General features: G+C 34.6%; 22 protein-coding genes. 11 read left to right on the forward strand and 11 right to left on the reverse strand.

The window, feature by feature from the left end; genetic code table 11:
* Positions 1 to 7: 7 nt before the first annotated feature.
* Genes mutL through A9Q93_RS04465 form a run of 3 tightly spaced genes read left to right on the forward strand, consistent with a single transcriptional unit; the run spans position 8 to position 3378 of the window.
* Positions 8 to 1840, forward strand: a complete 1833-nt coding sequence (gene mutL, locus A9Q93_RS04455) for a DNA mismatch repair endonuclease MutL (RefSeq protein ID WP_303686171.1) — start codon at positions 8 to 10, stop codon at positions 1838 to 1840.
* Positions 1841 to 1864: 24 nt separating this feature from the next.
* Complete coding sequence (locus A9Q93_RS04460) at positions 1865 to 2503, forward strand: rhomboid family intramembrane serine protease (protein ID WP_303686172.1); 639 nt, start codon at positions 1865 to 1867, stop codon at positions 2501 to 2503.
* Positions 2504 to 2505: 2 nt separating this feature from the next.
* Positions 2506 to 3378 carry a rhomboid family intramembrane serine protease gene (locus A9Q93_RS04465; protein WP_303686173.1) on the forward strand — a complete coding sequence of 291 codons (873 nt, stop codon included), beginning with the start codon at positions 2506 to 2508 and terminating at the stop codon, positions 3376 to 3378.
* 68 nt (positions 3379 to 3446) lie between these two features.
* Here the strand turns inward: A9Q93_RS04465 and A9Q93_RS04470 are convergent, their stop codons facing one another.
* Together A9Q93_RS04470 and A9Q93_RS04475 are read right to left on the reverse strand one after the other, a co-directional pair.
* Entirely contained in the window at positions 3447 to 4085 is a 639-nt protein-coding gene (locus A9Q93_RS04470) for a trimeric intracellular cation channel family protein (protein WP_303686174.1), read from the reverse strand.
* Positions 4082 to 4804 carry an RDD family protein gene (locus tag A9Q93_RS04475; RefSeq protein WP_303686175.1) on the reverse strand — a complete coding sequence of 241 codons (723 nt, stop codon included), beginning with the start codon at positions 4802 to 4804 and terminating at the stop codon, positions 4082 to 4084. The genes A9Q93_RS04470 and A9Q93_RS04475 overlap by 4 nt, the downstream gene beginning before the upstream one ends.
* 35 nt (positions 4805 to 4839) lie before the next feature.
* On the opposite strand from A9Q93_RS04475, the gene A9Q93_RS04480 reads away from it, so the two are divergent.
* From A9Q93_RS04480 to A9Q93_RS04510, 7 genes are read left to right on the forward strand one after another with little or no spacing between them, the layout of a single operon-like run.
* Positions 4840 to 5820, forward strand: coding sequence for a stage II sporulation protein M (locus tag A9Q93_RS04480; protein ID WP_303686176.1), 981 nt, complete (start codon positions 4840 to 4842; stop codon positions 5818 to 5820).
* Entirely contained in the window at positions 5789 to 6718 is a 930-nt protein-coding gene (locus A9Q93_RS04485) for a hypothetical protein (RefSeq protein ID WP_303686177.1), read from the forward strand. Before A9Q93_RS04480 ends, A9Q93_RS04485 begins: the two co-directional genes overlap by 32 nt.
* Positions 6708 to 7478 carry a hypothetical protein gene (locus tag A9Q93_RS04490; protein ID WP_303686178.1) on the forward strand — a complete coding sequence of 257 codons (771 nt, stop codon included), beginning with the start codon at positions 6708 to 6710 and terminating at the stop codon, positions 7476 to 7478. The genes A9Q93_RS04485 and A9Q93_RS04490 overlap by 11 nt, the downstream gene beginning before the upstream one ends.
* Complete coding sequence (locus A9Q93_RS04495; RefSeq protein ID WP_303686179.1) at positions 7478 to 8758, forward strand: DUF4350 domain-containing protein; 1281 nt, start codon at positions 7478 to 7480, stop codon at positions 8756 to 8758. The genes A9Q93_RS04490 and A9Q93_RS04495 overlap by 1 nt, the downstream gene beginning before the upstream one ends.
* Before the next feature lie 3 nt (positions 8759 to 8761).
* Positions 8762 to 9919, forward strand: coding sequence for a MoxR family ATPase (locus tag A9Q93_RS04500; RefSeq protein WP_303686180.1), 1158 nt, complete (start codon positions 8762 to 8764; stop codon positions 9917 to 9919).
* On the forward strand, positions 9919 to 11253 hold the full coding sequence (locus tag A9Q93_RS04505) for a DUF58 domain-containing protein (protein WP_303686181.1): 1335 nt from the start codon (positions 9919 to 9921) through the stop codon (positions 11251 to 11253). Before A9Q93_RS04500 ends, A9Q93_RS04505 begins: the two co-directional genes overlap by 1 nt.
* Positions 11253 to 11681 (forward strand): hypothetical protein, encoded by a 429-nt coding sequence (locus A9Q93_RS04510; protein WP_303686182.1) that lies wholly within the window; start codon positions 11253 to 11255, stop codon positions 11679 to 11681. Before A9Q93_RS04505 ends, A9Q93_RS04510 begins: the two co-directional genes overlap by 1 nt.
* An 8-nt stretch (positions 11682 to 11689) precedes the next feature.
* On the opposite strand, the gene A9Q93_RS04515 is transcribed toward A9Q93_RS04510, so the two are convergent.
* The 8 genes from A9Q93_RS04515 to A9Q93_RS04550 all read right to left on the reverse strand — a co-directional run bounded on the left by A9Q93_RS04515 (position 11690) and on the right by A9Q93_RS04550 (position 16790).
* A complete protein-coding gene (locus tag A9Q93_RS04515) occupies positions 11690 to 11884 on the reverse strand; it encodes a Lacal_2735 family protein (RefSeq protein ID WP_303686183.1) in 195 nt (64 codons plus the stop codon).
* 175 nt (positions 11885 to 12059) lie between these two features.
* On the reverse strand, positions 12060 to 12773 hold the full coding sequence (locus A9Q93_RS04520; RefSeq protein ID WP_303686184.1) for a DUF4197 domain-containing protein: 714 nt from the start codon (positions 12771 to 12773) through the stop codon (positions 12060 to 12062).
* 124 nt (positions 12774 to 12897) lie between these two features.
* Positions 12898 to 13788 carry a DUF6268 family outer membrane beta-barrel protein gene (locus A9Q93_RS04525; protein WP_303686185.1) on the reverse strand — a complete coding sequence of 297 codons (891 nt, stop codon included), beginning with the start codon at positions 13786 to 13788 and terminating at the stop codon, positions 12898 to 12900.
* A gap of 149 nt (positions 13789 to 13937) precedes the next feature.
* The gene (locus tag A9Q93_RS04530; protein ID WP_303686186.1) at positions 13938 to 14186 is read right to left on the reverse strand and encodes a hypothetical protein; all 249 of its coding nucleotides are present in this window, start codon (positions 14184 to 14186) and stop codon (positions 13938 to 13940) included.
* Positions 14167 to 14478, reverse strand: a complete 312-nt coding sequence (locus tag A9Q93_RS04535; protein ID WP_303686187.1) for a thioredoxin family protein — start codon at positions 14476 to 14478, stop codon at positions 14167 to 14169. The genes A9Q93_RS04530 and A9Q93_RS04535 overlap by 20 nt, the downstream gene beginning before the upstream one ends.
* Positions 14479 to 14561: 83 nt before the next feature.
* On the reverse strand, positions 14562 to 15197 hold the full coding sequence (locus tag A9Q93_RS04540) for a peroxiredoxin (RefSeq protein WP_303686188.1): 636 nt from the start codon (positions 15195 to 15197) through the stop codon (positions 14562 to 14564).
* 157 nt (positions 15198 to 15354) lie between these two features.
* Positions 15355 to 15819, reverse strand: coding sequence for a hypothetical protein (locus tag A9Q93_RS04545; protein WP_303686189.1), 465 nt, complete (start codon positions 15817 to 15819; stop codon positions 15355 to 15357).
* A complete protein-coding gene (locus A9Q93_RS04550) occupies positions 15816 to 16790 on the reverse strand; it encodes a hypothetical protein (protein WP_303686190.1) in 975 nt (324 codons plus the stop codon). The genes A9Q93_RS04545 and A9Q93_RS04550 overlap by 4 nt, the downstream gene beginning before the upstream one ends.
* Positions 16791 to 16907: 117 nt before the next feature.
* Between A9Q93_RS04550 and A9Q93_RS04555 the strand changes: the two genes are divergently transcribed.
* Complete coding sequence (locus tag A9Q93_RS04555) at positions 16908 to 17741, forward strand: DUF4349 domain-containing protein (RefSeq protein ID WP_303686191.1); 834 nt, start codon at positions 16908 to 16910, stop codon at positions 17739 to 17741.
* 339 nt (positions 17742 to 18080) lie between these two features.
* On the opposite strand, the gene A9Q93_RS04560 is transcribed toward A9Q93_RS04555, so the two are convergent.
* Positions 18081 to 18995 (reverse strand): serine hydrolase, encoded by a 915-nt coding sequence (locus A9Q93_RS04560; protein ID WP_303686192.1) that lies wholly within the window; start codon positions 18993 to 18995, stop codon positions 18081 to 18083.
* Between the last annotated feature and the right edge of the window lie 248 nt (positions 18996 to 19243).

A 19243-nucleotide genomic window follows, 5' to 3' on the forward strand; every position in this document is an offset into this window, starting at 1 on the left:
TGACTTCATGTCAGATATTATAAAATTATTACCAGATCACGTTGCAAATCAAATTGCCGCTGGTGAGGTGGTTCAACGACCTGCGAGCGTAGTAAAAGAATTGCTAGAAAATGCCATTGATGCTGGAGCAACAAATGTGCAGCTTATCGTAAAGAATGCTGGTAAAACACTGGTTCAAGTCATAGACAACGGTAAAGGAATGAGCATGACAGATGCTCGCATGGCTTTTGAACGACATGCCACTTCAAAAATTTCAAATGCAGATGATCTTTTTAATCTACATACAAAAGGTTTTAGAGGTGAAGCATTGGCATCTGTTGCAGCAGTTTCTCAAGTTTCTGTGAAGTCTAAACGTGAAGAAGACGATCTCGGCACACTCCTAGAAATAGAAGGTAGTAAAGTTACAAAGCAAGAGCCTGTTGTTACTTCACAAGGAACCATGATAAGCGTACGTAATTTATTTTACAATGTTCCCGCGAGGAGAAAATTTTTAAAATCAGACCAAGTAGAGCTGCGCAATATTACTGATGAATTTCATAGAGTAGCTATGGTGCATCCAGAAGTGGCGATGAGTTTTACACATAATGACAACTCTTTATTTAACTTAGTTAAAAGCACACATCGGCAGCGTATAGTAGGCATAATGGGTGGCAAGACTAATGAAAAACTCGTTCCAGTAGAAGAAGAAACAGAGTTAATGTCTATCAAAGGTTATATAGGTAAACCTGAATTTGCAAGAAAGACTAGAGGATTGCAGTACTTCTTTGTGAATGGAAGATTTATAAAACATAACTTTTTAAATCACGCAGTTCTAAGTGCATTTGATGGCTTATTAAAAGAAAAAGCAAATCCAGCTTATTTTCTGTATTTGACTGTTCCTCGCGATAGTGTAGATATCAATATTCATCCTACAAAAACGGAAGTTAAATTTGATGATGAACATAGCCTATATGCTATTTTAAGAGCAAGTGTAAAACATGCCTTAGGTCAATTTACTATTAATTCCATAGACTTTCATCAGGAAAAGCAATATGAAGTTCCTTACGAAGTTGCAAAAAATAAAAGTTCTAGCTCTCCTAGGATAGAAGTTAATCCAGATTTTAATCCTTTCCAACAGGAAAGAAGCCCTTCGAGTTCTACAAACCAGCAAACGTTCCAGAAACCTACTGCTGCGCCTTGGGAATCCTTGTATGCTGGATTAGAAGAAGATTCTAAGCTCATAGACGAATCGAGTAAGGATCAAGTGACTTCTTCTATGTTTGAAAACCATGAGGTAGAGCAGCGCAATATTTTTCAGTTGCAACGCAAATTTGTTATAAGCACTTTGAGCAGTGGACTTTTAGTAGTAAACCAGCAGCGCGCTCATGAACGTGTTCTATATGAAAAATTGTTGCGACAACTTACCGTTCAAAATGGGGTGAGCCAGCAATTATTATTTCCTATCAAATTAAACTTACCTGCAGAGGAAGTATCTATACTGCTGCAGCTTCAAGATGAGCTGGAACATACCGGCTTTTTATTTAAAAGCTTACGTGATAATGTAGTTGAGGTTGAAGGATTGCCACTGGAGTTGAAAGAAAAAGACGTTCCTTCTGTACTTGAAGCTGTCATTGCAAAAGAGCAGGAAGGTATCCCAGAACATAGCTATTCTCCGGCAGATGGTCTTGCACAAACTATGGCAGTTTCTATGTCTATTAAAACTGGCGAGACCTTAACTAAAGAAGCAATGGAAAATCTAGTAGATGAGCTATTTGCATGTAAAGAGCCAGAAGTTACTGCATCTGGCAAGAAGATTTTTATCAATCTATCGGGAGATAGTCTTAACTCAAAATTCAATTAAATGTTCAATATAAAATTATCACCTATGGTTAAGAATCTACTGATTCTTAATGTAGTTATTTATGTAGGAATGGCTTTTCTAGCGCGAGACCTAGAACTTTTTTTCTTTGAAACATTTGCCTTATGGTTTATTGATAACCCTAACTTTCAGGTGTGGCAACCACTCACGCATATGTTTATGCACAGTTTATCTGACTTTTCTCATATACTGTATAATATGCTATTTCTGGTCTTTCTAGCTCCAGCAATTGAACAGTGGATGGGTTCACAGCGTTTTCTGTTTTTCTATTTAATGTGTGGTATAGGAGCTTTTCTAACAGTTACAGCTGTAGATTACTATAGTTTCTTATTTGATACTGCCGCATTCATGCAAGATGGTTATTATAGACCTTCTGTAGGTGCTAGTGGAGCAATCTATGGAATTATGGCGGCGTTCATGTATTTGTTCCCTAATCGTACCATGGTATTGTTCCCTATCCCTATTCCTATAAAAGTTAAATATTTGATAGGGTTTTATATGATCAAAGAATTACTTGCTACCTTTCACATCATAGAAAGCAGTGCAAATGTCGCGCACCTTGCTCATATAGGTGGTGCCTTGTTTGGTTTTATAATGATCTGGTACTGGAAAAGAAATGATATGGACCGATATAGAATAAATTAAATATGAATGTTTGGGATCAGTTTAAAGCAAAGTATGCCACTTTTGATACAAGTGGTAAACTCATTACTGTAATATTTGCGACCACACTGCTGGGTTGGATATTAAGTTATGCTTATGCTCCGGCTTATTTACAAATGGTTCTTCCTAATGGTTTTTTACCTGCTTTACTACAACCATGGAGCTGGATAAGCTATGGTTTTCTTCATGACGGTTTGTTTCATTTTATAGGCAATGCTTTTGGTATTCATATCGCAGGACGATATATCTTAAATCTTTTTAAAGGTAGGCAGTTCTTAACATTGTTCTTTTTGGGAGTTATAGCAGGTGCTATGTCTTTTGTGGTAGCCACTGGATTGTTTCCTGGTTTTTTTAGTGGTAATCTATTATTAGGTGCCAGTGCAGGTGTTTTTGCATTGATTTTCTTTGCGTGTTCTTATTTTCCAGAATCCGAGATTCGTTTGATTTTTGTAAACGTTAAATTAAAATATATCGCGTACTTCTTTTTAGCTTCTAATATTGTAATGGTTGCCTTGCAGGTTAATACTGGCGGTAGTCTTGCTCACCTTGCTGGTGCTGCAGTAGGTTATTATGCGGCTACTCGTATGAGAAATGGGATAGACGTGCTAGAAGGCTTTTCTAAAATGGGAGATTATATCGTGAATTTGTTTAAGTCTACTCCTAAAAAACCTAAACAGCGTAAAGCTAAAATGAAAACGGTTTATAAAGGAAAAACTTCTCAATCAAAGGCATCAAAAGTTGCCGCTACAGATCAGGCAAAGATTGATGCGATTTTGGATAAGATTTCTTCTAGTGGTTATGAATCACTGTCTAAGGCTGAGAAAGATTATCTTTTTAAGGCTGGAAACGATAAGTAAACTACAAATTTATTTATTAGTTCTACTAATGATTATTGTTCCGCTTTCGCGAAAGCGAGATCCTCAACCTACTTTTCTATAGTAGTTTTCTCGAGTTCTTCTTTAGAATATGGCGAAGGCAGTTTAAGTTTAAAAACTACTGCCAACACACGAGTAGCTATTACCGTAATCGCAGCCACTGGAAATACAATCTCACTAGGTACTTTAAGCTTTACTAATATGAAATAAACGCCACCACCTAGAATACATGCTGTTGCGTATATGTTCTTTCTAAAGATTACAGGGATTTCATTTATTAAAATATCTCTCAAAACACCGCCAAAACAGGCCGTGATACATCCTAATGTAACACATATTAGTGGATGTAAACCTGCAATGAGACCCATTTCTAAACCTACCACGGTGTAAAGACCTATTCCTATCGCATCAAAAAGGAATAAAGTCTTGCGCAGTTTGAGCAATCGTTTTCTGAAGAAAAAAGTGATAAGGACACAAATGAGGATGGTGTAGACTAGGTTCATGTTACGCATCCAGGAGACTGGCTCAACACCTATGAGTATATCGCGTAGTGTTCCTCCACCAGCTGCAGTTACAAAAGCAATTATAACAATTCCAAAAGGATCTAATTTTTTTGAAAAAGCTGCAAGAGCACCAGATATAGCAAAGGCGATGGTACCTAATAGATCAATTATTTCGATAAAATTCATTGACCTTGAGTTAAGTAGGTGTAATCCTTAAGCACAGTACGTATGTAAACGCCATCTCTCAAATCTGACTGCGTATTAAGTAGTGATTCTACTTTAATGCGTAAAGCTCTAAGTGTCATATAGTCGCGGCTTTCTCCAGCGAGACGGTATATGTCTTTAATTTCATTCACATCCTTATCAGAAAGAATATAAGCGTTTTGAAATTGTGGCTGGTAGTTGGGATCCAGATCTTCTAATATTGTATGAGAGATTTTAGTACTCTTATTAGTGTTGATAACGACTGTTTTTGCACCTAGATCACCTAACCGTTGTTTGCGCTCTGAGAATAAAATACTTACAGTTCCTACTATAAATCCAAACAACCAAAGATCTACAAGTCTAAAAATCCATCGTACTAGATAGTCTGACCATTGAGCTGGTGATCCATCTTCTTTCACCACCTTTATTCCCATTACAAACTTACCTACAGTACGACCATTAAATATAATGTGCATTAATAGAGAATAGCAAAATAATGGAATTAAAGAAAGCTCGGTAATTCCTAAGGTATTGTTAGAATCAAATAAACCTACGGCTCTATATACTGTGAAGGATAGAACAATTATGTAAATGAAAAACACAACAAAATCTAGTAATAATGCAAGTATGCGTTTTCCTATACCAGAATATTCATACTCAATGTTTACATTTTGTGCCGTGTTAATTGCAGTATTAGACATACAGTTGTAAGTTTATATCTTTAAAAAAAAAGCTCATGCGTGAAGCCGCTTTTGTAAAGCAAAATAAAGAAAAATGGATCGCCTTTGAAAGAGCATTAGATGCTAATGTAAAAATTAATCCTGATCATTTATCAGACTTGTACATTCATCTTACTAATGATCTTGCTTTTGCACAGACTTATTATCAGAATTCAAATACATTAAAATATTTAAATTCGTTAGCAAGTCAGGCGCATCAAAAAATCTATATCAATAAGAAAGAAAGCAAAAATACTATTGTAGATTTCTTTAAGACTGATTTCCCCTTATTTTTTTCGGATTATCAAAAAGAATTTGTTTACGCGATTATTGCGTTTTTTGTTGCCATTTTTATAGGAAGCCTTAGTACTATTTATGATGACAGTTTTGTCAGACTCATTTTAGGCGATGGTTATGTTAATAGGACTCTAGAAAATATTGCAAAAGGAAATCCTACTGCGATTTATCAAGAGGCTGGTCAAGGTGGAATGTTTCTAGGCATCACGATCAACAACATACGAGTAGGAATGTTGTGTTTTGCTTTTGGTCTCCTTACGTCTTTAGGTTCTCTTTACATCATTTTAAATAACGGTATTATGGTAGGTGCATTTTTTACCATGTTTTACAATGAAGGTGTCACCTTTGATGCATGGCGTGTGATCATGTTACATGGTACAATTGAGCTTTCTATTATAGTTGTTTGTGGAGCAGCCGGCATTATTTTAGGAAATGGAATTTTATTTCCAGAAACCTATGAGCGTAAATACTCTTTTATAAATAGTGCTAAAGCAGGTTTAAAAGTAATGGTGAGTACCATACCTTTATTTATTATTGCAGGTTTTATAGAAGGTTTTATCACCAGATATGCGTTTATGCCTGCTATTTTGAATTGGTTGATCGTTATCGCAAGCGCTGCATTAATAATATGGTATTATGGAATTTATCCTAGAATAGTTAAAAATAAATATGAGCAAGTATATAGAGCCCAGGCTGCGTAGAGATTTTGGAGGTGTTATTAATGCCTATGTAGACTTTTTAAAAGGTGATCACAAGAATCTCTTTAAGGTATTTATTACTTACAATTTTGTGTTCATACTATTATTGTTTCTTACTAATTATATTGCTGATACTGGAGTTTCAACATTAATCGCATTGTCGTCAGGCACTTACATGGATCAAGCACTTGATAATTCTCTGGAAACTAGTTTTGCCGCAAGTGCCATTGCGCTAGTTATTAATTTACTAGTTACACTAGTAAATGCGTGCCTTGCAGGAAGCTATTTAAGAGTTTATGAAAGAGATCGTTCTACTAACCCTAATGTAAAAGAAGTATTTCACTACGCCAAAAAGAAGTTAGCAGGAATGTTTTTAATTGTGTTGATAGGTGGTATTGCCTTTATTCCTGTGTGGATAGTTATGGTTATTTGTGCGATTACAATTGTTGGGATTATAGCCCTACCTGTAATATTTCTAGCTTACTTCACTTGGTTAGGTTTAAGTATGTTTTCTTATGCATATGATGAGAATCTAGATGCTGTTGCCGCTTTAGGAGTAGGATGGAACCTTCTTTTTTCAAAATTTTGGAAAGCCATAGGCGTATCATTTGTTGTAAGTATCCTACTTTATATCATGTCGGCATTATTTCAATTAGTGCCTACTGGTTTAATATGGTTCATAAGTTACAACAGTAGTGGCGATAACGTAGAGCTAGAAGAAAATGTCTTATTACGCATTGTGAAGTTTATATTCTATGCGCTCAATAGTGTTTCAGGTATGTTAGTTTACTTCTTAATTATGTTTATGATAGGCTACTTATATTTCAATTTACATGAGTCTAAGTATAACGTCTTTCTTAAGAATCGTATAGCAAAATTAGGGGCAAGAGATGAAGAATAAACTTAGCATTTTTATCTTCATTATCTTTTGGTTGAGCTCTTTCTTATCCAGCGCTCAAATAATTGAGAACCTCATAAAAGATATTGAAGATCAACCGGTAGAGATAGTAGATACCTTAAATCGTACTTATGATACACGACAACTAACCGTTAGAAAAATTGACAAAAACTTGAGAGAAGAATACTCTGGTGGTGAGTATAATTATGAGCGAGTTCAAGGTAGTAGCGAGAACATCTTTGCAAGATTTATAAGCTGGGCGATTCAAGGATTACAAGATACATTTGGATTTACACTGTCACCATTAACAGTCAAAATCTTTACATACTTGTTCTATTTTATTATAGGTGTGCTAGTAATTTATATGATCGTAAAACTGGTAAGTAATGAAAGCGCTTCAAAATTACTCGGTAAATCTAAGGATAAAGGAACTGTAGTTACTATAGAAGATACGCACATTGAAGAAATAGACTTCACACAAATGATACAGGATAGTGAGCGAGAAGGTAATTACAGAAATGCCATACGTTATCAGTATTTATCATTGTTGAAAAACTTAAGTGCAAAACAAATGATCTCTTGGGATTTTCAAAAAACCAACACGGATTACTATCGAGAACTCAAAAACCTACTAGATAAAGAACAATTTAAAAAATTATCTTATTTGTATGATCATGTTTGGTATGGTGAGTTTGCCATCGACGAGAACTCTTACAAAGAAGCCGTAAATGAGTTTAAAACTCTTAAAAATCGCGCTGCCTGATGGATAAGAAATCAAAAATATACTTATACATATTCTTCGGATTAGTCGCGCTATTATTTATTGCAGAGCTTTTAACGCCGCCACCGTTGAGCTGGGAAGAAAGTTACACCAGTGGTGATAAGATTCCTTTTGGTGCTTACGTTTTATATGATCAACTAGATGAGCTCTTTGAGGATAATAAAGTTTCTACAGTAAAGGTGGATCCTGTCAGCTTTCTTAAAAATAAAGACGAGGAAGAAAATGCCAACTATATTTTTATAAATAACTACCTAGGATTTGATCAAACTGAAGTAGATTACCTCATGAAGTTTGCAGAGCGAGGTAATAAAGTGTTTGTTTCTACCAGAAGCATTACTGGTGCTCTAGGAGATTCTTTAAAATTAGAATCTAATCGATTTTACCAGTATTATGAGCAGGATACGGTACGAGTGCGTTTGAATAATCCGCAGTTTCAAAATCGCAGTTATATTTATAAACGTGGTAGCGCCTACCGTCATTTTGTAAATTATGATACTACAAGAACCACCGTACTAGGTGAAGTATTACCATTTGAACCTGTAAAAGGTTATTTAAAAAAGTTCCTTGGTGAAAAGAAAGATTCTACTAATTCTTTGATTGAAAGCGCCATTGAGAAGTCAAAATCTAGACAAGTGCCACAAGCAAATTTTGTAGAAGTAAAAGTAGGTGATGGAGCTATTTACTACCATTTAAATCCTATTGCATTTACAAATTATTACATGCTTGAAGAAGGTAAAGAGCAATACGTCGCAGAGGTGCTTTCTTATCTCAACGATGGGCCAGTCTATTTTGATGATTATGGTAAATCCGGTAGGCGAGTAGTAGCCTCACCACTTCGTTTTATTTTATCAAATACAGCATTAAAATGGGCATGGTACCTGACCTTATTTACAGTGTTTATTTATTTCCTATTTAAAAGCAAGAGAGAACAAAGAGCTGTTCCAGTAATAAAACCGTTGGAAAATAGCACTGTAGAGTTTACTAAAACCATAGGTAATTTATATTTTCAAAGTGGTGACGTTACTGGAATCATCAACAAAAAAATAAATTTTTTCCTTGAAAAATTGAGATCTAAATACTTTGTCCATACAGAAAAAATGGACGAGGTGTTCATAAAGCGATTGTCTGTAAAAACAGGTGTTTCAGAAAAACAGACTAAAGATATCATCGATTATATCAATCACTTGCGAGCTAAGCCCGTACATAGTGATTATGAACTAAAACAACTCAATAAAAAGATACAGGACTTTTTTAAAGATTAGCACATGGAAGACACGACTCATAATAATAACTTAGACTCTTCGCAAGATCATTCATCTAGCCAGCCACCACAGGAGCCTGCACAAGAGCAATATGTTCATCAAAGTGAAGAAAATGGTAATGATAACGCTTTCGCGAAAGCGGAACAACCACAACCATCAGAACAAGTACAGAAGGAGGAAGGAGATGCCTCGTTACAATTTCAAAACAGGCTGGACTTAAATCACCTGAGCGCGGCAGTTTATAAAATTAAAACCGAATTGCGCAAAGTAATCGTAGGGCAGGAGGAAATGATCGATTTATTAATCGTTTCTATCCTAGCAAATGGGCACTCTTTAATAGAAGGTGTTCCAGGAGTTGCAAAAACGGTCACGGCAAAATTACTTGCCAAAACCATGCAGGTAGATTTCTCTCGTATCCAGTTTACACCAGATTTGATGCCATCTGATATTTTAGGAACCTCGGTATTCTCTATGAAAAATAACGAGTTTGAATTTAAGGCTGGACCTATTTTTTCAAATATCATTTTGATTGATGAGATCAATCGTGCACCTGCAAAAACACAAGCGGCTCTTTTTGAAGCCATGGCAGAGCGTCAAGTAACCATAGACGGTAAAGAATATGATTTAAATGCTCCATTTTTAGTCTTTGCGACGCAAAATCCTGTAGAGCAAGAAGGAACTTACAGGTTACCTGAAGCGCAACTGGACCGTTTTCTCTTTAAAATAAATGTGGGTTACCCTAATCTAGAAGAAGAAATCCAGATTTTGAGCGATCACCATGCTCGTAAAAATAAAGATGCTGAGGCAATGGTAAGTGGTGTCCTGACTGCCGAAGAGATTAAAAAATATCAAAGCACAGTTAAAGAGATTGTTATTGAGGACAATCTTATCAAATACATTGCAAAGATCATTCTTGACACACGTAATAACCCTAATCTTTACTTAGGAGCTTCACCACGTGCGTCTATTGCAATAATGAATGGGTCAAAGGCTTACGCTGCGATTATGGGACGTGATTTTGTTACTCCAGACGATATCAAATACATTGCTACGGCTGTAATGCGTCATAGAATTATTCTCACACCAGAAAGAGAAATGGAAGGTCTAACCGCAGATCGTGCGGTTGCTCAAATTTTAGAAAACATAGAGATTCCTAGATAGTGAAGAAATTTTTTAAAAGCCTTTATTTACAAAAACGATTTTTTATCACACTAGGTATTCTAGTGGTGTTATTTGTTTTTGCGTTCTTCTTTGAGCGACTAGAAGACTATATGAAAATAGGTTTCTTCGTTGTCATGGCTTTGCTATTTATAGACGTTCTATTGCTTTATAGAATGAAAGAAGGGATTAAGGCAAGTCGTAATTTACCTACTAAATTATCTAATGGAGATAGTAATCCTATTGAATTACTAGTCTCTAATCAGTACAATACTACTGTAGAGGTTAAAATAATTGATGAATTACCTACACAGTTTCAAGAACGCAATTTTGAAATCAAATACCAGCTTAAAGCAAAAGACTCTAAAACATTTTCCTATTCCATAAGACCTACAGAACGTGGAGAATACCATTATGGTGCATTACAAGTTTTTGTGGGTTCTTTTTTAGGTCTTGCTCAACGCCGCTTTTCTTTTGATCAGGCCGCTATAGTGCCTAATTATCCTTCGTTCTTGCAAATGCGCAAGTACGAGCTTATGGCTTTTACAAACAAACTGAAAGATTACGGACTTAAAAAGATAAGAAGGATAGGGCATACCATGGAATTTGAACAGATAAAAGATTACGTTCAAGGAGATGATGTGCGCAAAATCAACTGGAAAGCCAGTGCAAAACGCAACCAGTTGATGATTAATCAATTTCAAGATGAAAAATCGCAGCCGGTTTATTCTGTCATCGATAAAGGCCGAGTGATGAAAATGCCTTTTGAAGAATTGAAATTAGTTGATTATGCTATCAATGCTACATTGGTAATTTCTAATATCGCATTAAAAAAAGGTGATAAAGCAGGAATGTTTAGTTTTTCAAATAAGGTTTCTAATCAAGTGATGGCGCAAAAAAGAGCTTCTCAAATGAACTTGATTCTAGAGACGCTTTATAATCTAGATACTGATTTTAAAGAAAGTGATTTTGCCAGATTATACGTGGATATAAAAAGGACGATAACGCAGCGTAGTTTACTATTACTATACACTAACTTTGAGACCATGGACGCGCTTCACAGACAGTTACCATACCTGCAAGCCATTGCCAAGAGTCATTTACTAGTAGTGATCTTTTTTGAAAATACAGAGTTAAAGGAACTGGTCAAATCGCCTGCCAATTCTACTCAAGAAATCTATCAAAAAACCATTGCCGAGAAATTTGTTTATGAAAAGAAATTGATCGTGAACGAACTGAACAAATATGGTATTCAAACCATTCTTACAGAACCTCAAAACTTAACGGTTAACACCATCAACAAATACCTAGAAATCAAAGCTCGCGGACTCTTATAATGGAGAAACAATCGAAACTATACTTTTTCAATGACAGACTTAAGGATGTACCTAAATGGGTATCGACGAGTTTAAGTGTAGGTTTAGGTGTTCTTCTTGCTGAAGTCGTTTTTAAAACTACCGTATACAAATGGCCAGCTTATCTTGTTGCTGCGATATATCTAGTGATTATAGGTTATTCTATATTTAAAAACACTAGAAACAATGCCTTTACTTGGGTAAGAGAAACCGAATTCAAAATTGAAATTAAAGGTAAAAAATTAGAGGTAGATGCTACATTTTTATCTGATTTCTACGTAGAAGACGATGAGTTGCACATAATAAGAATCAATCGTTTAGATAAATTTCCAGTAGATCATTTTTCAGATAAAGACATAAAAAAAATGTTGCATCTTATAAAGCTACAACAATCTAACGTTAGTAATTAAATAATAATTTAGTCTGAATATATTTTTAATCTAAGGTGATCTATATCTTTTTTTATTTCTAAAGCTTTATTACTGAGAATATCACTACGATCACGATTCTTAATTGCTATTTCAAAAGATTGTTTCATCAAGGAGCAGTAGCGTTTTTCTAAACGCTCTAGCTGCATCTTTTCTACATTGTAACTCTCTATTTCTTTTTGCATGGTAAGCATTACTATCTATCCTAGTTTCAAATTGCAAAACTAAAATTAGACAGCCATATGCGGACTTAGAGGTTTGTTAAGATTGATTCAGATTCGGTTAAATAATTATTAATTAAAAAAAGCTATGAAATTATATCATAGCTTTTCTAGTATATCGTTGACTAAAAAGTAGTGCTTATCGATTGTCTTGCAAAGCAAATACTCGTTGTAAAAGATCGGTACTTCTGGCACTTACTTTGTTACGTATTTCTATTTCTTCTTGAGAGATCATTTTAAAAACACCTTCTAAGGCTTGCTGAGTAACATAATCAGTTAAATCAGGATTTACTGAAGATGTGAAAGGAAGAGTATTATATTTGTTTATAGCACTTCCCCATAACTCTGTAGCACCTACTTTACTAAGATTACTCTCTATTACTGGAGCAAATTTTGCATAAAGCGCTTGCTGAGTTCTATTTTCAAGATATGTGGTGGCCGCTCTTTGATCACCTAGTAAAATATTCTTGGCATCATCAAAGGTGATGTCTTTTACCGCGTCTACAAAAATAGGTAGCGCTTCTTTAGTAGCATCTTCTGCAGCTCTGTTCAATAGCTTTAAACCTTCATCTGCAACGCTGCTCAGACCTATTTTTCTTAGTCCATCATCTACTTTTTGAAGTTCTTGAGGTAATAATATTTTCACAAGCTCATTCTTGTAAAACCCATCTTTACCCATCAATTTACTTACTTCTTTATCGATACCTTGGTCTAGCGCTTGTCTAAGACCATTTCCTATGTCTATTTGAGATAGAGCGCCGCCACCTTGAGGTAAATTATTGACAATTTCTTGTAAACTCCCACAGCTGCTTAACGTAAGCATAGTTAATAAGACGATTGCAATTTTTCTCATGACTTTAAGTTTTTTCCAAAGATATAGTAAATAGGTATATATACTGTGAACCCACATAATTTCAATAACAAAAAAAAGCTCTTAGATAATTTTTACCTAAGAGCTTTTTTATTGAAGTAGTTGGTTATAGATCTAATCTGTAAATAACATCTAATCCTAAGAAAACACTACTAGCAAACTCTTTGTTTAACCTTAGTCTATCGTCTCCTTCAACTTGAAAAGTTAAGATCTGAGCACCTACGGTATCATTTGTTCTATATAATCCATAATCTGTAGTATCTAGCCCAGCTTTAGCTCTTAAAATCAACTGATCTTTGAGAAAAGAATAACCTGCATAAAAGCCAAATCTTATAGACTCTTCTTGAACATAGCCGTCTAAATCACCACCTACATTGTACGATTTAATAGACGTACGTAAATCTGCTCCAAGGCTAAATTTCTTAGTAATGCTATAGTTAGCTTCCATACGTATAGGGAATGCGGCATCGATGTAGAATTTATTATTAGGTGTTCTGTAGTAAACTCCTAAAAGTGGAGTAATTATCGTACCAAATTCTTCAGAAGAACTGTATAGACCGTATTTAGTTCTAAATCTATTTTTATGACGGTATTCTAATAACGCAATGGCACCAAATTGAAAATCGTTAGATCCTACGTCGTTAAAATTAGAAGCTAGCTTAGGAAGTAATAAATAAGTTCCCGTCCATTTTCTAGAGTGATAAACTTTTGCACCTAGATTTAATCTAGTCATCGTAAGTCCTTCACTATTTAAATCAGACCTTAAGTTAAGATTTGTATTTTCTACAGTTAGACCAGTAATTAAAATTGTTTTGTCATTAACAGGTGTAGGATATAGGAATTCAAAGTTAACGTTAGAAACATCTGTTTCATTTTGTCCATCTACGTCTTCTAAAGTAGTACTACCTACATTTAATCGAGCGATGTCTAAATAATTTTGAGCACTAGCAACTCCAAAACTTAAAACTAGAGCCATTAAAGTAATTCTATATTTCATAAGGGTTTGTTTATTTGATTCGTAAAAATATGCAACGCGATCTATTAAATAATCAAAAACTTAGTTTTTTTATTCATTTATTCATCATATAGAATCAAAAAAGCCTTTGATTATCATAATCAAAGGCTTTTTTTAAATGTAAATTATACTTAGGAGTCTATAGATCCCATTACTTTTTGTGCAAAAGCATTAGCAGCTTCTACGCCGCTCATACCTTGGGCGATATTATTGTGTACTTCTAGAGCACCACAAATATTAGTTATAAGTTCACCTACTACATCCATTTCTTCATCAGTAACCGATCTGTGCTCTGTGAAACTTTCTAGCACTTCAAGAGTTGCATTTAGAGCTTCTGGTGTAGCGTTTTTCTGTAAATGTCTAATTACTGGTAACTTCATGTACGAGGTCTTTTAGATTTTCAAATTTGTTAGTTTGTACTTGATTAACAAAAGCTCCATTCTTAAATGTCGCAAATGTAGGTAAGTTATCCACTGTTGCTAACTGGCGCGACTCAGGAAACTTTTCAGCATCAGCAAGTACAAAAACGGCGTTTTCGTTTTCTTGATCTAACTTTTTAAATTTTGGTTTCATTACACGGCAGTTACCGCACCATGAAGCCATATACTGTACTACAACAGTTTCGTTTTCTGAAACTATTTGTTGTAAATTATCTTGATCTAATGTTTGCATTTTGATAGTTTTTTAAAAAAGACAAGGAAAGTAGGAAAGAAATATCTCTCTACTTTCCTTGTCAATTTGATAGAATATTCTAATTAGTTTTTAGAAAGATACTCTGCAGTAGCATTGCGGTTTGCACCCATTGCTTCTTTACCTTCTTCCCAGTTTGCAGGACATACTTCACCGTTTTTCTGTACGTGAGTATATGCATCAATCATTCTTAGGAACTCATTTACATTTCTTCCTACTGGCATGTGGTTCACACCTTCATGAAATACAGTTCCTTCTTCATCAATAAGGTATGTTGCTCTGTAAGTAACATTGTCACCTACAAGAATGTGGTCATCTAGATCATCGCTAAATTCTACTTCTACATCTAGAATGTCTAGTGTACCTGCTAGATTACGGTTAGAGTCTGCAAGGATGTTATAAGTCACACCTTCTATTCCTCCATTGTCCTTAGGAGTATTTAACCATGCAAAGTGTACCTCTGGAGTATCACAAGAAGCACCGATTACGATAGTATTTCTTTTTTCAAATTCTCCTAGAGCCTCTTGAAATGCGTGTAACTCAGTTGGGCATACAAAAGTGAAATCTTTTGGGTACCAAAATAAAAGAACTTTCTTTCCTTTATTTTTTGCTTCATCAAGTACATTTAATTTAAATGTATCTCCCATTTCATTCATTGCATCTACATCTAGATTTGGGAATTGTTTTCCTACTATAGCCATTGTTATTTTTTTTAAAAAATTAGTTTTTGTTTTCAGGCTGCAAAAGTAATGTTCGCTTTCGCGAAAGCGGAATAATTTCTATCTAGTTAACAAATGTTATAATAGTTTTTACCTATTTATAATAAGTTTAAGAATAGGGTTAATTGATGATTAAGGTTTACCATATAATCGTAACTGTTGGGATAGAATCTCCATCGATTACCTTGAAATCCTCGTGAATAGACCAGATGCCAAAATAATTGTATTCTTTTTCATCTGTTTTATTCCAGAAAGTAAGTTCATAAGTATAAGAATTTCCGACTTGATCCATGTTACTTGAAACCGCTCGATTTTCACTAATTGGTGTAACAAGAATCTGCACCAGACTATCGTTAGGAATAGTTATAGGTAATTCATTTTTAACATCTGAAGTAAGTTCTTCGTTATTACTGCGCAAGCGATTTGATTCTAATATTTCCTTAAAATTATCTATTAAATACTCTTCATAAAAAGCCACTTTATCAAAATCCTCTTCTACCGCAAGCTCGTTAGCATCTTCTGTCACTTCATAGCTCATTTCATCGGCGGCATTTTTACAACCGGCGATTATCAAAACAAATAGTAAGATTACATACTTCTTCATCTTTGAATTCTAAATTTTAACTTGGTTATTTGCTCATTCCCATAGGTCGTTTCGATAATTTCAAGACGTTTTAAGGTAGATGTGGGCGTTGTTAGTTTATTGATAAAATCTGCTTTTTCATACAAGGTAACACCTATAGAATGAGGTAAAACTTCCATGATGATGGCATCTCTAGCGATAAGCTGATTTAATTGCGCTTTACGCTTTTTAAATTCTTCTACCTTACCATTAGAATAGTAATCGAGCATGAGTGCGTAGTCGTCTGTGCGTAGTGGTAACTGCTCAAATTGTTCTCCATTTAAAACTCTGGTGATGGTATCATTTTTATAATAAGGAGAAGATACTACAAACTTAATTAAACTTCCAGATGTAGTTCCTTTAAAACATCCTAAAGAGTCCGTTTTAAAATATTGTGGACTTTCATTTTTATGAAGTACATGTATATCAAGAGCAATATTTTCTATAGGTATTTTAGAATAATTATCCACAAAGCAAAATTCATATTTGGTTTCTTTATTCATGAAAGAATATATCATAAATATTACTGAAACAGTCAGCGATATCATAGCTATCCAATAGGTCTTTTTAGATTTGGATTGCATCGGTTCTTTGTCGTTTTGCTTTGTTTTTAAAGTTTCAACTTTTTTATCAGTATTATTAAAATCAATAATTCTGTTTTTTTCCGCTTTCGCGAAAGCGTACCAATTATCCTCACCTATATATTGCGCCAGCAAATTTAGTATGTCGATGCGTGGCAATTTTTCAGGATTATTTTTAACGTAGGTGTAGAACCACTTTTCACTTACGGTACTGCCAGTATTAGACCTTAAATCATCCTGAAAATTTGTGATTTCGTGTCCTTTCCAGCCATTCATTTCTATCGTAGAAGCAGTGTTACCATTTTTCCAAAACTGATTTCCTACTGATCGCAGTAGCGCTTTAAAAATAGCGATGTCATCATGTGGTTCCATAAGGTAGGACGGCTAAAATAACTTTTGTAAAACAGTTTACAAAGCTTTTACAAGAGCTTTACAAAGAGATTTTTACTACCGGTAATAGGTTTGTGATTCATTTATAAAATAAATATTATGAAAAACACAATTCTAGTTATCGCGACTATAGCTTTAATGCTTCTATGCAGTTGTCATCAAGAAGGAGCTTATCAAGAGAGCCTAGAGGTACAAAACGATAGCGCGCCTACGACTGTAGAGGTGCGGTCAACTAACGATCAAAGCAAAACTTCTGCTCAAAAACCCAGTTACAATCATCTCAAAATTATTAAAACTGCAGACGCTAAGTTTAAAGTTAAAAATCTAGACAGTTGTACCAGCAAAGCACAAGAGTTGATCCACAAATGGAACGGTTATGTGGCAGACATGCGTTACACTCAAAATGATTACCAGCTTGAAAACAGAATGGTATTTAAGGTCCCTGCGACAAACTTTGATGCTTTACTGAACGATTTTACAGAACTAGCAGAGTTTGTTGATTATAAGAATATAAACAGCCAAGACATTACCGCAAATTATGTAGATCTTACTACACGACTAGGAACCAAAAAAATGGTGAAAGCAAAGTATGATAAGATCTTGCGCAGCAAAGCAAAATCGGTTGAAGAAGTACTCAAAACCGAAGAGAAATTACGTGTCCTACAAGAAGAAATAGAAGCGGCAGAAGGTCGTTTGAAAATGATGCAAAATCAAGTGTCTTTAAGTACTATTGAGATTGAGTTTTACGAAACAGTTGCTTATAAAAAAGAGCCAGAAAGTTATGTCATCACTTTCAAAGATCAAGCGATCAATAGTGTAGGTTATGGCTGGGATTTTATAAAAGGAGCAGCATTGGTATTATTAACATTGTGGCCATTAATTATCATATTTCCTGTAGCTTATTTTAGTATAAAATGGTTTAGGAGAAAATAGATTGCGATAGAGTAGAAGCAACCTCAAGTTTTGCTCAATAAAGGTGTTTTACCCTTTGTAAAAGTCTATTTAGACTTGGGTAACCTTTGAGAGCAACGCTAATTCCTGAAATCATTTCACTCCTATATTCTTTGGGTATTAGTCTAGGAAGAAAACCATTTATTAACTTTCCTAACTCTTAACTCCATCGGCATTCACAATTCTTTTGAAGTACGTGTTTTAAATTTTAATTCAGTTTATTTTCTTGAGCCCAAATCTGACGGTATACGGCACTTCGGAATTTATCATTTAATTCATATCTTGGAGCACGTACCTCATTATTTTGAGACATAATGATTCCTACAAAATTACGTTCTGGATCTGCCCAAAATAGGTGCATTCATATCCACCGCCTATCCATAGTCCTGCCTCTCCTTCTTTTTTTAATTTCATAGAATCACCACTTATCCAAAGATTATAACCATTGTAACCATATGGGCTGTCTAATTGTGTGTGTGGTGCATAAATATCTTCTACCGTTTCTTTATTTAAGAATTGATGACCATTTAATTCTCCTCGTTTCAACAACATCCTTATAAAATCTGCATAACCATTTGCGGTTGCAATCATTCCTTCACCTCCTAAGTATAAGTCATGAGTCGCATCATAATCAGGAACCTCTGGACCATAAATGTCTAACTCACCTGGTTGAGCAACTCTTAAAATAGAATCTCTCCCTGTAAATCGTGGCAATAAATTTACGTTTTCAGGTAGCTTATATTGTAAACCATCTATTTTTAATGGTGTGCTAACACGTTCTTTAACCAGTTCATTTAACTTTTTTCCTGTGGCTCTTTCAGCCACTAATCCTAGTACTGTAGTGTTAGTGCCATAAAAATAATCTGTTCCAGAGTGTTGTATTAATGGTAATTGAGCCATCTTTTTGATGAGCTCTTCAGAGTCCTTTGACTGTGGTAAATTTTGATTTGATATAAGTGAATCTAAGCAGCTTATTCCGGTAGTAGCATAGTAAAAACCGGCCTCATGATTTATTAAATGTGCGATAGTCATGATCTCATTATTAGGAACGAGTTTAATAGGACAGGCCGTATTATTTTTATTCCATTGTGTGTCTGTTAAACTTTTACCATTTTCATTAACAGCTACTTTAAGGTCTTTAAATTCAGGAATGTATTTTGCTACAGGATCGTCCATACTTAATATATCATATTCAATTAAATCAAGTACGGTAGATATGGTTACTATCTTACTCATAGACCATATTCTTATTCAGGTATCTCCATTAATAACTGCTTAAGTTTGATTTCTATTAAAATATTAAATTAATAGCATAAATCAGAAAGAACAAAAGAGAGAATTAAGGTTAGTATACACGGTGAAGCTTCAGACTTCGACAACATTGATAATCCTCTCTCTTTAACTACTGTATCACGATCAGTTCTGTGAGACTTTAGATCTCGTTTTTAAGTTGTTGTGAGCAAAGTAGCTAGTTCTTTCCTAAA

Source organism: Nonlabens dokdonensis (assembly GCF_002162835.1).
GTDB classification, from domain to species: domain Bacteria; phylum Bacteroidota; class Bacteroidia; order Flavobacteriales; family Flavobacteriaceae; genus Nonlabens; species Nonlabens dokdonensis_B.

Excerpts from the sequence above, each read along its gene's own strand:
- A9Q93_RS04530 (WP_303686186.1), bottom strand. The coding sequence starts at position 14,186 with ATGAAGTTACCAGTAATTAGACATTTACAGAAAAACGCTACACCAGAA.
- A9Q93_RS04540 (WP_303686188.1), bottom strand. The coding sequence starts at position 15,197 with ATGGCTATAGTAGGAAAACAATTCCCAAATCTAGATGTAGATGCAATG.
- A9Q93_RS04525 (WP_303686185.1), bottom strand. The coding sequence starts at position 13,788 with ATGAAATATAGAATTACTTTAATGGCTCTAGTTTTAAGTTTTGGAGTT.
- A9Q93_RS04490 (WP_303686178.1), top strand. The coding sequence starts at position 6,708 with ATGAAGAATAAACTTAGCATTTTTATCTTCATTATCTTTTGGTTGAGC.
- A9Q93_RS04460 (WP_303686172.1), top strand. The coding sequence starts at position 1,865 with ATGGTTAAGAATCTACTGATTCTTAATGTAGTTATTTATGTAGGAATG.
- A9Q93_RS04545 (WP_303686189.1), bottom strand. The coding sequence starts at position 15,819 with ATGAAGAAGTATGTAATCTTACTATTTGTTTTGATAATCGCCGGTTGT.
- A9Q93_RS04515 (WP_303686183.1), bottom strand. The coding sequence starts at position 11,884 with ATGCAAAAAGAAATAGAGAGTTACAATGTAGAAAAGATGCAGCTAGAG.
- A9Q93_RS04485 (WP_303686177.1), top strand. The coding sequence starts at position 5,789 with ATGAGCAAGTATATAGAGCCCAGGCTGCGTAGAGATTTTGGAGGTGTT.
- A9Q93_RS04535 (WP_303686187.1), bottom strand. The coding sequence starts at position 14,478 with ATGCAAACATTAGATCAAGATAATTTACAACAAATAGTTTCAGAAAAC.
- mutL (WP_303686171.1), top strand. The coding sequence starts at position 8 with ATGTCAGATATTATAAAATTATTACCAGATCACGTTGCAAATCAAATT.
- A9Q93_RS04510 (WP_303686182.1), top strand. The coding sequence starts at position 11,253 with ATGGAGAAACAATCGAAACTATACTTTTTCAATGACAGACTTAAGGAT.
- A9Q93_RS04475 (WP_303686175.1), bottom strand. The coding sequence starts at position 4,804 with ATGTCTAATACTGCAATTAACACGGCACAAAATGTAAACATTGAGTAT.
- A9Q93_RS04520 (WP_303686184.1), bottom strand. The coding sequence starts at position 12,773 with ATGAGAAAAATTGCAATCGTCTTATTAACTATGCTTACGTTAAGCAGC.
- A9Q93_RS04480 (WP_303686176.1), top strand. The coding sequence starts at position 4,840 with ATGCGTGAAGCCGCTTTTGTAAAGCAAAATAAAGAAAAATGGATCGCC.
- A9Q93_RS04550 (WP_303686190.1), bottom strand. The coding sequence starts at position 16,790 with ATGGAACCACATGATGACATCGCTATTTTTAAAGCGCTACTGCGATCA.
- A9Q93_RS04465 (WP_303686173.1), top strand. The coding sequence starts at position 2,506 with ATGAATGTTTGGGATCAGTTTAAAGCAAAGTATGCCACTTTTGATACA.
- A9Q93_RS04495 (WP_303686179.1), top strand. The coding sequence starts at position 7,478 with ATGGATAAGAAATCAAAAATATACTTATACATATTCTTCGGATTAGTC.
- A9Q93_RS04560 (WP_303686192.1), bottom strand. The coding sequence starts at position 18,995 with ATGAGTAAGATAGTAACCATATCTACCGTACTTGATTTAATTGAATAT.
- A9Q93_RS04555 (WP_303686191.1), top strand. The coding sequence starts at position 16,908 with ATGAAAAACACAATTCTAGTTATCGCGACTATAGCTTTAATGCTTCTA.
- A9Q93_RS04470 (WP_303686174.1), bottom strand. The coding sequence starts at position 4,085 with ATGAATTTTATCGAAATAATTGATCTATTAGGTACCATCGCCTTTGCT.
- A9Q93_RS04500 (WP_303686180.1), top strand. The coding sequence starts at position 8,762 with ATGGAAGACACGACTCATAATAATAACTTAGACTCTTCGCAAGATCAT.